The 12,824-nt window shown below is 39.2% G+C and carries 14 protein-coding genes; 5 read left to right on the top strand and 9 right to left on the bottom strand.

What is annotated here, in order from left to right; all coding sequences use genetic code 11:
• Positions 1–296: 296 nt before the first annotated feature.
• Positions 297–1,235 carry a DUF1822 family protein gene (locus tag H6G08_RS19650; protein ID WP_190545939.1) on the bottom strand — a complete coding sequence of 313 codons (939 nt, stop codon included), beginning with the start codon at positions 1,233–1,235 and terminating at the stop codon, positions 297–299.
• Positions 1,236–1,302: 67 nt separating this feature from the next.
• Complete coding sequence (locus H6G08_RS19645) at positions 1,303–2,058, bottom strand: hypothetical protein (protein ID WP_242046213.1); 756 nt, start codon at positions 2,056–2,058, stop codon at positions 1,303–1,305.
• Positions 2,059–2,497: 439 nt separating this feature from the next.
• Between H6G08_RS19645 and H6G08_RS19640 the strand changes: the two genes are divergently transcribed.
• Positions 2,498–3,100, top strand: coding sequence for a Uma2 family endonuclease (locus tag H6G08_RS19640; RefSeq protein WP_190545937.1), 603 nt, complete (start codon positions 2,498–2,500; stop codon positions 3,098–3,100).
• Here H6G08_RS19640 and H6G08_RS19635 read toward each other — a convergent pair.
• The 4 genes from H6G08_RS19635 to H6G08_RS19620 all read right to left on the bottom strand — a co-directional run bounded on the left by H6G08_RS19635 (position 3,052) and on the right by H6G08_RS19620 (position 8,598).
• Positions 3,052–3,333 (bottom strand): hypothetical protein, encoded by a 282-nt coding sequence (locus H6G08_RS19635; RefSeq protein WP_242046212.1) that lies wholly within the window; start codon positions 3,331–3,333, stop codon positions 3,052–3,054. The two genes, H6G08_RS19640 and H6G08_RS19635, sit on opposite strands and share 49 nt — an antisense overlap.
• Positions 3,333–3,638 (bottom strand): type II toxin-antitoxin system HicB family antitoxin, encoded by a 306-nt coding sequence (locus H6G08_RS19630; RefSeq protein WP_190545935.1) that lies wholly within the window; start codon positions 3,636–3,638, stop codon positions 3,333–3,335. Before H6G08_RS19630 ends, H6G08_RS19635 begins: the two co-directional genes overlap by 1 nt.
• A gap of 167 nt (positions 3,639–3,805) precedes the next feature.
• Positions 3,806–7,888 carry an nSTAND1 domain-containing NTPase gene (locus H6G08_RS19625; RefSeq protein ID WP_190545933.1) on the bottom strand — a complete coding sequence of 1,361 codons (4,083 nt, stop codon included), beginning with the start codon at positions 7,886–7,888 and terminating at the stop codon, positions 3,806–3,808.
• A 215-nt stretch (positions 7,889–8,103) separates the two neighbouring features.
• On the bottom strand, positions 8,104–8,598 hold the full coding sequence (locus tag H6G08_RS19620; RefSeq protein ID WP_190545931.1) for a hypothetical protein: 495 nt from the start codon (positions 8,596–8,598) through the stop codon (positions 8,104–8,106).
• 257 nt (positions 8,599–8,855) lie between these two features.
• Here H6G08_RS19620 and H6G08_RS19615 point away from each other — a divergent pair, with 257 nt between their 5' ends.
• Entirely contained in the window at positions 8,856–9,935 is a 1,080-nt protein-coding gene (locus H6G08_RS19615; protein ID WP_190545929.1) for a tyrosine-type recombinase/integrase, read from the top strand.
• Positions 9,936–10,088: 153 nt separating this feature from the next.
• On the opposite strand, the gene H6G08_RS19610 is transcribed toward H6G08_RS19615, so the two are convergent.
• The 3 genes from H6G08_RS19610 to H6G08_RS19600 form a co-directional block, all read right to left on the bottom strand.
• On the bottom strand, positions 10,089–10,664 hold the full coding sequence (locus tag H6G08_RS19610) for a hypothetical protein (protein ID WP_190545927.1): 576 nt from the start codon (positions 10,662–10,664) through the stop codon (positions 10,089–10,091).
• A gap of 184 nt (positions 10,665–10,848) precedes the next feature.
• Positions 10,849–11,103: a hypothetical protein gene (locus H6G08_RS19605; protein ID WP_190545925.1), complete on the bottom strand. Its 255-nt coding sequence runs from the start codon at positions 11,101–11,103 to the stop codon at positions 10,849–10,851.
• A gap of 78 nt (positions 11,104–11,181) precedes the next feature.
• Entirely contained in the window at positions 11,182–11,520 is a 339-nt protein-coding gene (locus H6G08_RS19600; protein WP_199322663.1) for a hypothetical protein, read from the bottom strand.
• A gap of 189 nt (positions 11,521–11,709) precedes the next feature.
• Between H6G08_RS19600 and H6G08_RS19595 the strand changes: the two genes are divergently transcribed.
• From H6G08_RS19595 to H6G08_RS19585, 3 genes are all read left to right on the top strand, one after another.
• A complete protein-coding gene (locus H6G08_RS19595; protein ID WP_096648833.1) occupies positions 11,710–12,072 on the top strand; it encodes a DUF6876 family protein in 363 nt (120 codons plus the stop codon).
• A gap of 157 nt (positions 12,073–12,229) precedes the next feature.
• Entirely contained in the window at positions 12,230–12,526 is a 297-nt protein-coding gene (locus tag H6G08_RS19590; protein WP_190545923.1) for a hypothetical protein, read from the top strand.
• Between the two features lie 99 nt (positions 12,527–12,625).
• Positions 12,626–12,814, top strand: coding sequence for a hypothetical protein (locus H6G08_RS19585; RefSeq protein ID WP_190545921.1), 189 nt, complete (start codon positions 12,626–12,628; stop codon positions 12,812–12,814).
• Positions 12,815–12,824: the final 10 nt, after the last annotated feature.

The raw sequence follows: 12,824 nt of genomic DNA, 5'->3' as shown, positions 1-12,824 counted from the left end.
TGCTATTATCAATCAATACGGTTCAGTTAGCGTTAAAAACCTTAATAGGCGTAGGTTGGGTTGAGGAACGAAACCCAACACCAAGGCGGCTTTGTTGGGTTTCGCTTACGCTCTACCCAACCTACAATTATCCTTAACTGAACTCTATTGTATTATCAATAGAAAGGATTCCCACTACTACCAATAGGGAGCAAGATGCTCCCACTACTTTAAAAAACAATTTACGATGCAAAGCCTGTTTTATGATGTTCCCATACAGAGGATAGAAACCAGAAATTGATAGAAATTTTTAATTATCATACAACAAATTCCTGGGTTACTTTCGACTCACCTAAAATTATGTCAACACCAAATTCCTCATTTAATTCTGCACTTAATGTAATCTCCACCCAATCATCATGCTGTCGAGAAGTAACAGCATCTACTTCTTTACCATTTTCATCATTAACAACCAATTTTAATCCGGTCGGTAAAGCAACACTTTTCTCTCGATCAGGATGAACTTGTACAATAATATCTATTTCGCCCTGATTTTGATTTTCCCCATCAATTATCTCTTGATTTTTGGGATTTAACTTGACAAGCAAAACCACAGACTCGCCATTTAACTGCAAACCAATATCAACTTTTTTGCACCTCGTTACACTAAAATTTCTAGCGAATCTAAAACTCAGTTCTCGTGGGTTAAAGATTTCTTCCACATTTAACCAACCTTCTGTAAATACTCCTTTCATCCATTCGCGAATATTGACTTTTGCAGTTGCTTCTTTTGCAGTTAAATAATCGAGTAAATCATCAACAGGTTGTAATTGACTTAAATGTATCCTTGCTAGTTGTTGAGTAGTAAACCCTAAAATTTTGGCTTCTCTCAAAGACTGATTAAACTGCACTGCGATATATGCAACTCTATCTGCTCTTACCTCGGTGGGAATTTCCAAATATTCCGCATCTGATAACACCGGACGACATTCGATTTTACCAACATTCTTTACTTCCAAATCAGCTAAATCAATTAAACTTAGCATCCACGGATTACTATTATCTGCATTTGAACCCTTAGTTTCAAACCCCATACAATCAAGATAATAATTGACCGCATACACAGCTAAAGTATTGAGATATATTTTTTTCCCATCCTCAGTATTTGATATTCCTTGTTTTCTTTGATTCGCCTTTTCATGAGCTTCTATACTCAGAGGAATTGTAAAAGATGTTTGTTCGTGCTTAGTGTTCATGATTTTGATTGAATATGGTTGTGCAAGTGTGATTTTTTGTTAGTAGTAAATTCAATTAATTAGTGAATTACTGTAAATATCTACGAAAATAATCGAGAATATTACGCTTTTTAGCACTGCGTTGATATAGTTCGGAAAGCCTGGGAATTGGATGACCTAATTGTTTTGATATCTCTTCCCAACTTTTTTCATCAAAGCGCATCAATATCACTTTCTGTAAATTAGCGTTTTTATCTTCGCCAATATAATAATTCTGCAAAATCTTCTCTGGGTCATTTCTTACGAAGTCTTTGACTGCTGAAACTTCAATTTCATCACCATTAATCGGAATATTTTTATCTTTGCGTTCGTTGGCAAGTTCAAATATTTTTTTATCCGCTCTGGATAATTCTTTACTAATAGGTTTATCCGAGTTATTTTTACAATCATCTAATTCATCAAGGGATAATATTTTTGAGTTTTGGGTTTTATGTTTATTTAAAACATCATGAAATCGCCAATCAAATACTTTATTTACCCAAGCCATAACGGGATGTTCTGGATGATAATCTTCAATTTTCTTGCAAATCTCTAGATAAGTATTTGCTGCTGCTTCGCTATACATATCTTCAAAATTAGGTAAATGTCGATATTTGGAAAACTTTTTTAACTTCCCAGAACTTTGAATTTTGGCAATTAATTTATTGAGAACTTTCCTTCGTTCTGCACTTTTTTGGGGATGGTTTTGTGCTGCGTAAACTAGCTGACGCAACTGTAAATCTAAATCATCATCCATCGAAATCTCCTGCTGCACCTCGAATGCTTGGTATTTTGTTGTCATCATAGATACATAAAATACTGTAGGGTAAATGGTTGTTTGAGCTTTGGGAAATTTGCACCTTCGACGCGAGCAACGCAACACCACGCGGTAAAATATCCCAGGTAGCCAGCTTTTCGCGGGAATATATTCGACTTTTATCGATGCATGGTAATTCCTCCCCAACCTCTTTAAACCCTTCTACGAAGGAGATGGGAAGCTTTTACGCAGTTTTTGGGAAAATATTTGAAAATTATTTCTGTAGTATGAGGTTACAGAAGCAACAGAAGTAGGAGCGTTGGTGAAGCCTCTCGGAACGAGAATCGCGCAAGTGCTGACTTGTCAGTTCGCAATACATCTCCAAACGATACGATGTAGAGCAGGAGGTTATTAGTCAATGGCTGTAGAAAATTATAGTTAATATCGCTTCGCTAAAATAAAATCATCTCCTGCCACAATATCAGCTATGACCTACACCCCACCCAAACTTCTAACTTTCGAGCAATTTATCGCTGAATATGGGGATAATCCCCGTTACGAACTTATTGACGGAGAATTACGCGACATGGAACCAACTGGCCCACATGAAGAGGTTTCAGGAAACATTGCTGGCAGAATTTATGCTGAAATTCTTCGTTCTAATTGTAACTGGTTGATTCCCAAAACTTGTTTGATTAAACCACCAGCAGCAGAAGCGACAGCATTACGTCCAGATGTAATTGTTTTAGATAAAATCAAACTTAATCAAGAACCACTTTGGCAAAAAGAGCCTATTATTTGTATTGGTAATACGATTAAATTGGTTGCCGAGGTGGTAAGTAGCAATTGGCAAGATGATTATGCAAGAAAAGTGGAAGAATATGCTTTTCTAGAAATACCAGAATATTGGATTATAGATTTTCGTGGGTTAGGTGGTTTGCAATTTATCGGAAATCCTAAACAGCCTACTTTTACAGTCTGTCAATTAGTTAATGGGGTATATGAGCAGCAACAATATCGCTTGGGTGATGCTATTAATTCTTATTTATTGCCAAATTTAGAGCTTAAACTTGATGATATTATGCCATAGCGATCGCTTCGTTGAGCTAACATGACTGTTTCCACTAATCGCTGATAAGCATTTGACTGTACAACTCCCTCTTTTGCTTCAGCAACTTGAGCCAAACGACCTCTTAATTGTTCTTCAACATTAATCGCAGTTGTTGTTAGTTGTATTTTAGCTGCTAATAGCTTTGGAATTAGAATGGGGTGATTTCTTCCATAAAGACTCAAGTGGTCTGTATCTAAAATATAAATCGTCATTACTCATCTATCGTTGCATTTGATTCTTTGCGAATAGCAGCTAGTTTATCCATAAAATCGTCAAATGTTGGGTCGTCTGCAAATATTCCTGCATACTTCATCTGAGTTGTTTCTTGATGAGAAATTTCTTGTGGGTTAACTTCAATGGTTACAAACTTACCTGTCGCTAATTGCGCTTGTAACGCAGATTTCGCCTTGGAAATTGCTTCTTCTTCTGTATTCGCTTCTACTATTACATTTGGCAATCCAACCACTGATGCAATAAAGTTATCTTTTTGACTTTGGATAAAAATTTGGTACTGCATAATTATGTATATTTTTCGTCAATAAAAAATATCTACAGCTTATATTATAATCAATTGCGATTAATAATTATGACACAGTTTGAAAAGCTTCTAAACTCTGTTAAAGCTATAGCAGTCTAAGCGATCGCGTTTTTAATTCAACCCGTACCGTACAGCGATCGCACTTTTTATTGAGTTAGGATATCATCACATAAGTGCTTATCTTCTGGGTTAACATTGGGGTTATTTTTGAGATAGTTATGTAGATGATCGCAACCTTTTTTTAGTAAATCAACAGGGTAATTATCACTGATATCTGTATCTTCTATATCCTCTATTCTTAATGTGATACTTTCATCAATACCTACTAAACTCCACAGTTTAATTATTCCATCACTGCCAGCAGAAGCAAGTATTTTACCATCTGGGCTAAAACTAATGTTTCTAACTGCACCACTGCGATCTTTAAGTGTTAAAACTTCCTTACCTTGATTGTTATAAAGTTTAATTATTCCATCATTGCCAGCAGAAGCAAGTATTTTACCATCTGGGCTAAAACTAATGTTTCTAACTGCACCACTGCGATCTTTAAGTGTTAAAACTTCCTCACCTTGATTGTTATAAAGTTTAATTATTCCATCACTGCCAGCAGAAGCAAGTATTTTACCATCTGGGCTAAATTTGATAGTTGAAATATTACCAAATTTCCTACCATCTGCAGCCAACCAAATAAATCTTTCATCATCATTTTCTCTATTTTTAAATGTTTTTAATTTTCTACCATTTGTATCCCAAATAGTAATTGTTCCGTCATCATTTTCGGAAACAATTTTTTTACTGTCATAGCTGAAACTAACAAACCCAAGTTTCCTTAAATCTGAATATAATAGTTCAGGAGTCGAAAGTGAATTTGCATATTCTTTGCCTTTTATACCCCATAACGTTTTTTCCTGTTCTTTAGCGAGAGTACTTAGTTTAGCTGCATAATCATACATACTAGCTTTTACAATTCTCGGTTTCTTGATTGTTTGCAAGAGTTTTCCATTTTTGCTCCAAATTTTAATTACTTCGTTGTTAACAGATGCTAATTTTTCACCGTTAGGACTAAAATCCATATATTCCGACTTACTTACATCGATTTTAATTGTTTTAAAATCTTGCAGTTTTTTACCCTTTTTTATCCAAAATTTGATTGTTCCATCATTGCTGGCAGAAACTAAACTTTTGCTATCATGAGCGAAATGAATGTCTTGAATTACACTACTATGAGCTTTAATTGTCTGTAGGTGTTTACCATCTTTATCCCAAAGTTTAATTGTCCCATCATTACCAGCAGAGGCTATATTATTGCCGTCAGGACTAAAAATTACATTACTAATACTTATTACATAATTCTCGTCACTAGAACTAGAAAGCTTATCACTCTGTAAACGGTTACGTTCTCTTACGCCGTCAACTACTTGAAATAACGTTTTTATTATTCTTCTAGCTGTATCTTCTGAAACTACTTTTGAATATTTAAGCTTTTTAGCTATTTTTACAATTTCTAGCAATGCCTCAAGTTCATTGTTTGATGCTAAAAGTTTTTCCGCAAATAAACTACCTGAAACTAGTTCGGAATTTTGAGCCTTTATCGCTTGAATTCGGGCTTCTCGCCATTGTAACCCAGCAAAGCCTGCCAAACTCAACGCTAAAACCAAGCCAGCAGCCAACCCACCAATAATAAACCGTCGCTGTTTCTCCTTCTGCTTTCTCTCCCTTTCTCGCAACGCCATACTTTTCTCAACAAACCATTGCTGCGCCTTACTAACTTCCGTTCCCCGTTTCTGCAACCAATCTTCCGCCACAGCCAAGGGTGCGCTCCGTAACAAAGCCCCATCATCTTTGTTACTATCCACCCATTGCTGCAATGCTACCTTCAATCGTTCTTGCCAAGTACGAAACTCCCGGTTATCGTCCATCCATCGTTGCAAGCGTCCCCAATTTCTAATCAACGCCTCATGCACAATCTCCACCGTATCCTCAACTAACTCATTACGGTTTGTTACCACTAATCGCTTATCCGCCAAGTGCGTTACTAAATCCCAATTATCTTCCCCCACCTCATCACGAGTCGCCAACCTGCGGGTATCCTCAGTACCTTCCCCCGGTTGCACCAACTGAATAAACACCCGTTGCGCTCTTTTTTGTTGCGACTCACTCAACCCAGCATAAACAGCCTCCGCATGATTTGCTAAAGCCTGCGTCACCCCACCAATTTCTGTATAAGCTTGATGCGTCAACAATCCCGGACGTTGTTTTCCCCACAATTGCGTCAAAGCAAACTGCTGTAACGGTAAACTACCTTCCCCCGAACCCACATCATCAATCAACTTATTAACCAAACCCTCCTCCAACTCCACAGAAAACCTCAACCCAGGTTGAATAATTGCTTCTTCTAATTCCTCACGGCTCATCGGCGCAAGTAAGGAAGGGGGATAATCTTGTAAAGCCTTGCCCAAAGGTTGGTAAGACATAGCTTTACCTAAAAAATCTGCCCTTAAGGTAATCAGCAAAGTAAACCAAGGGGTATGATTAACAGCATTCAGCAAGCTATCAATAAAAATTTGACGCTCTTGAGCATTTGGGCAAAGGGTGTAAACTTCCTCGAATTGGTCAATAACTAGCAGAAGATGAGTAGGGGATAGACTGTGAAGAATATCTGCGATAATTTTTTGTAGCGCAGAAATATCGCGTTTTAAGTCAATTTCTAGCTCTAATTCCTGTCTACGTCGTGAAATTTGAGCATCTGACGAAGTGAGAAATTCCGCCGCTATTCCCCTGAATTCTTCCAAGGCTATAGCCAAAGACTCAAAAGGGTTCTTACCCGGACGAAAAGAAATAATTTGCCATTGGCGATGCTCTTGGAGGGAATTGCCCATAGAGCGATAAGCCGGAGGCATGACGCTACGCGTATCGCAGTCCAAACCACCATTATCCCCTACAATATTATGCTGCCGCAGTTGGGGAATTAACCCAGCAAACACCACTGAAGATTTCCCACTGCCAGAAGCACCAATTACTGCAACCAAAGGTTTACTGGTAACATCAATTACCAATTGCTCAACAAACGCTTCTCGTCCAAAGAAATTTTCCGCATCTTCTTCCCGAAACGCCATTAAACCCCGATATGGGCTGCGAGTAATGCCCAAACTTTGCCATGTTGGCGGCACTTCTAACTGATTTTGGACAATTACAGGTAACCAACTGGCACAGGGAAATTGTGACTCAAGCCTCTGTAATTGTTGTCTTGCATATCCCACAGAAATACACAAGGAACTACCACCTGTAAACGACTCTAAAAAATACTTTAAAAACTCCTGTGCAACTTTATCGGGAACAGGTTCGCGCATGACAATTACTTGGGGAATCTGCAAACTTTCTAACTCTCTTGCGATTCCCAAACCATCACAAGAATTAAAAATTGCTAATTGCAATCTTTTGGCGATCGCTGGCAGCAAAGTATCTCTCAATTCTGCCATCGTTAAACTATCATCATGATTGAGAAATATGCGCCCCTGTGTCCCCTGAGTTTGAGAATGCCCAGAGAAAAACAACATATCCCAACCTATTTCATCTTGTAAATAATTATTTAGTTCCTGCCGCAATGGTTCTACAAGGGTGACTATTTCTGCATCACCACAATATTGTTGCAGTAGTTGTTCATCTGCTTTAACATTTATTCCTGTACTATCACCCAGAATAATTAAAATCCTAATCTTTTCTCTAAATGGTCGTTCTTTGCGTTCAGCATCCGGCGCACTTAAAGCAACTTCAAAAGGTGTAATTCGGAAATAAGGTATAGCATCAAATCCGTTCCACAAATGCCAAGGAAGTTTACGTATTTCTTGACAATCTGTACTAAGAATTACTCTGATTTCATCTCCCCTATCCCAATCTTGTTGAGATAAGCAATTTATAATCGGGTTAAAAGATTGTGATTCCAACCATGAATTAAAAGAATTAAGTAGATTTTGCGTTCGCTCATCGCATTTTTGTTTCAAATCATCAATATTTACATTCCTAGCGCCACGTTTTTTAATCCGAGTTCGTTCATCCAAACTGCGGTAAACATCACGCCAATTTTGAAAACATTGAATAATATCAAGAGCAGATGCTAGTTCTCCTCTGATTCTCAAATCAGGACGTTTTCCCTCTTCGCCCACTTCTAAAGTTACTTTATATCCTGTAGAAAACTCACCATCAAATTGAAGGATCACTAACTTTTTCATAGTCGATGCAAACAGCTTGACTTTGTTGAAATTAACGGGTTTGAAAGAAACGCAGAGATTATTGGTATTTTATTACACAAGCAGTCAAATCTGACTTTTGATTCTTCTGAAGGGACATGATGATTTTGCTCCCAGATACTTCAAATCCTTATACGTATAAGGCGGGGAGTTTTTACGCATAGTGAAAGGATATCAAGCACGATTAATTTCAAATTTCAAAAACCCTCAACATCTTCTCCTCCCACACCACCGGAGCCTTCCCCAAAAAGCCAGTCGTTATCACTATCAGCATTACTTTCGCCATCCACCTGAAGATTTAAGGAAGGTATTAGCTGTTCAATTTGGCTTTCAAGTCGGGAGATTGCCTGCGTTAGAGAAGCAAGTTGCTCTCTATCCTTCTTAATTTCATTTGAAATCCCCACCCGCAATTGATTCAACCGCTCCTGGAGGGTATGCACTTCCGTTTTAGTTGCAGAAGGAATTCTTACCTTATCTTCCAGGGTGGCGATTTGAGCTTTCAAAGCTTCAATTTCGGCAGCAGTTGCACTATCTGCATCATCTAAACTCTCTTCCACAAGTGCTTGTTTAATACAATTCAGTACAAACTCTTTAAAAGTTAAGCGCAACTCAAGAGCACGCTGCTTGGCCTGCTTCACCAACTCCCGGTCTTCTTCAGACAGAAGTTTTATATTTATCTGCGGATATTCCACCAGTCCCTCGCGCTTTTGTTGTCCAGAAATGATTTCTAACCAGTTCTTTAACCATTTGCTTCTCTGTCTAATCTTTACTTACTTCCCCCACTTTCATCTCTCCCCCTACTATCATCGCATACGGGATATCCACGGATATACGATATAGATTATTTTTGATGATGTTTATGTGGTGCTTGGGAAAGAATTATCATAAAGATACCGGGAATTGTGATTCTCGGCATCATAATTATCAGTGGGGGTTGAGGAATTTTATTATGGAAAATTTACCCGTCAAAAGCGTGGAATCACTTGCTGTGGAGGTTGTGACTCTACCACTTGATGAAGCTCGTGTCGCGCTTGTGGATTATTATTTCCCCAACCGCCAGAAAATTAATTCCACACAACAGCTAATTGAGCTATGGGTGCATTCTGTCACTATCAAAAGCGACCAAACGCGACGGGCATATCGGCAAATTGGTTATGAGCTTGTCGATTATATGCAGTCGCGGTTTGGGATATCTGATTTGAGGATGGTAACCTTATTCCATCTACACGCTTATCTGGCTTGGCTCAAGGATGAAAAGCCAGTACGGGGAAAGAAAAATACTTATGGAATTAGTAAAAATACTGCGGCTAAATACACGGCGGCGATTAAAAGTTTGTGGGAGTGGGGTACTAGAGCTTCTATTGGTTATTTTGCTATCGACTTGGGCAAGGACTTAAGCATCCAGTGGGATGATAAGCTCGCAGAGCGGATTCTCTCGGAACGCGAGATTGCTAAGTTGGAAAAAGCGGCGATGGCAGTAGACTTGCAACACAATACTAATAAGATGCATTGGCTGCTGTTTACTCTCATGTTTTACAGTGGGGTGAGGGCAGGAGAAATTGCGCGGCAAACTTCTGATTATGGTAAGCGCATAATTACGCCGGGGTTATTTTGGCGGCAGTTTCGGGAGGATGGGGACTGTCTATTATTAACTGTGACGGGGAAACGAAATAAAACTAGAACCATTAGTCTCGATCCGGAGACGAGTGCGGTACTACTGGATTATCGTGGCGATGCCAGCAATGATCAGCCGGTGTTTCCTAGTCCCAGTCGGCGGGATAGGGGTAAACCTTTAAGCGATCGCGGGTTGCGACTGATGATGGAGGAAATTTCTGCTTGTGCGGGAATTAAGTTCAGTGCCCACTTTCTCCGCCACACTCACGCGACGCTGGCTAAAAAAAATGGAGCTTCTGATTTTGACTTGCAAGCAGATTTGGGTCATGCTTCCCCAGCGACAACTGCAAAATACATTCACCATGTCGGGCGTGTTGGGACTTCTCACGCACTGCGTAAAAAAAGCAAACATTAGCTAAATTTTTTTTGTGCGAACTCCAGAAGAGAATTTGAACTATATCCTGGCCGCTTTTAGGCTATTGTTTTGTATTGGCTGTTGGGGTTGTTGGTAGCGGTGGTGCAGGAAGTTTCAAGCGATCGCTATGTTGCCACCAAAAATCAGATGAGTCTACCGTTGGGGGTGGTATAGTCCGTCTTTAGCATTCCATTCCCAAGCTGTACTCATTGGGTCGCGGTGACGAGACCAACTCAAAAATTCTTTGGTGCTGAGTTTTTCTCTTTCTGCAATCAAGCTTTGAGGGCTAACACCAAGTCTTGGGGCAAGATTTTCGTTTGTCCTGGGTTGTAATTCAACTTGGGGTTGTTGGTGTGAGTATGTTTGTCTGCGAGGTCGAGAGTTGTTGTATCTACCAGAGGCGTTAGCGGAGCTTATCGTAGATATCGCCCGTTCGATTTGCTCTAGCTTTTTGGTAATCGTTTCAAGTTTTGTTTCTACCGAGGAGCCTTGATCTGCAAGATGGGATTCCAGTTTCAGCAGATGCTTCTCTAGCTGTTTAACTGGTTTACTGCCTGCTGTTATATCGATATCATTTTTGCTATCAAATTCTTCTATTAATTCCTCTAAGGCTTGCAGCAAGGCAATTGTATGCCCTTGCCTATGTAGTTTTGATAGTCGCCGAACCACCTTAATTAGTGGAACGGGCACACGGATCATCTCGCTGGGTGGGGACTTTTGGTCAGGCATTTGATATCATTTTTGATATCGACGTACTGATTGTACAAGGTTTGGCAGAAGGCTAGAATCTACTGAGTATTAATTGCGTCTATCTTTTTCAAGATTGTCACATATCGACACAATTTTGACAGGAGCAATGTAAAAAACCCCTAGTAAATTAGGGGCATAAATGGCGATTGCGTGGTGGTAGAGGCTATTGCACTAAAATTTGACGGCTTAAAATACTCATGAATTCACCAGGGTTACCAGTTGGTAGAAGTTTGCTCCAATCACCAACCTGGGCATAACCAATAACCTCTAAGTAGTGGATTGTGCTAGTCACAGCTTTAGAAGAACCAATTAATAGATGTTTGAGTGGTTCTCTTTGCGGAACTGTATTGTCAGACGCTTGATTTTGTCCGGGTGGATTTGGATCTTCGACACTAGATAGGAAGCTTTGGGTAATCATGATTCACCTGTGTTGAGCAGGAACAGCTATCACTCACAATAAAATCTCTGTTGTCATGGTGACAACTAAATCATGCACCTATGACAACAAATCATTACAGTTTGTATCGTTTTTGCGGCGACGCTTTCTTGCCCAGATTTCTCTGAGGTGAGCAGGTTCATTTTCAAATTGAGTCCACAGAGCATGAATTTCTGCCAGTCTGCGTTTGTCAGCTTCTGACGGTTCTCTACGATGTTCACCTTGGGAAAACCAATGAGCTACTGTGCTTTTAGAGCGTCCACATAACTCTGCAAGTTCTTCGTAATTGACAGCCCAATGCTTTAGGAACTCTTCAGGCTCCATCTGTTGCTCAACCTTAGCTTGATAAACCTTAAACAGTTCCCAGTGTCTTCTAGTAGGGGTTTTGGCTGCAATCATGGTGACAATTAGCGAAATGCACGGGTGACAACATAATAATCATCATATCCTGCTGGGCAACAAAGCAGAGTCACCGAAGATGTTCCCAAGCTTCAACCAGTACCGTTAAGGGCGATCGCACACTGGTTGTTTGTTTTGAGGCTTACGCCTCTTGGGGTAATGAAAGTATTATCTTATGAGCTTAAAGCCATGAAAAATGCTGAACAAATAACTGCTGAACTCAAATATTTTACGGGTTCGGAACTCATCTACAAACACTGGTTAGGTATTCAATACACTGAAGGGGTTAAATATCTAGCTGATGCGGCTAAAGCTTACTGGCTAATTGATGCAATTGCTTCATATCAAACTCAAAAGTTTCTCTCTAATTCCCAGCTACAAGATTTCCAAATTTGGAGTTTGTTAGTAGAAAATCAATCAGGCACGTTAATTTGTGAGTGGGATACAGATCAGGAAGTACTACGCCAAGAAATTGAATATACAGACTTCCCACTTGCTACCACTAAACTTTATCTAGTGCAGAAAGTTTTAATGTTACCTACTGAAAATTGATTTCAAATAAGCTAATGCGCGTTCCAATTTAAGGGCGTAACAGCTTAAGACAACAAAAATTGTCATTACTGAACTGCACATTAATTTGAAATTAAACTCGCTCTTATGTTGAAAATCACACAATAGCTAAGAGCGAGTTTTTGTTAAGCAATCAGTTATGAAAAACAACGACATAACTCAGCTAGAGCTTGATTTTTCTGTCATTAAAGATGGTACAAAAGTTAGGGTCAAGGGATATGATTGCCATCACTTATTAGACCTTACAGATATCATTGGAGTAGTTGATTCATATTGCCAAATAACGGGCGATTATTTCATCTATTTCAAAGGAATGCGAGGAATAGTCCCTAATACTCGTCTCATTCTCATTTATAGGCGTGAGCAATTGCAAGTTATTCCAGGTCGTCGTGGCAGATGTAGTTGGGAACGTTTAGTTAAGAAGAAATCGAATTAAAAATCTTCTCCCGAAATTAGATGTGAAAGTGCCGTTCCGTAGGTTAGCACAGTAAATGCGTTTACACGCATCAGTCAAAAGAATTTTATTGCAGGAAAAATGAAAATTATCACACCGAAGAGAATACAAGATTTAGCAGTGTGTAACAAAAAATTGGAGTCAGTACGACAAGAAACAATAACTGATTCCAATTCACCAGAATCACGAGAATTAGCAGTTAGGGAAGCACTTTGGCAGGAAGAACAAGCTTATTACCATGACCGATTTGTTTACGATGACAGATTTTAGTCTTCTGACC

This window comes from Calothrix anomala FACHB-343, from assembly GCF_014696435.1.
Lineage (GTDB): Bacteria > Cyanobacteriota > Cyanobacteriia > Cyanobacteriales > Nostocaceae > Aulosira > Aulosira anomala_A.
This window is presented reverse-complemented; position numbering and strand designations above follow the sequence as displayed.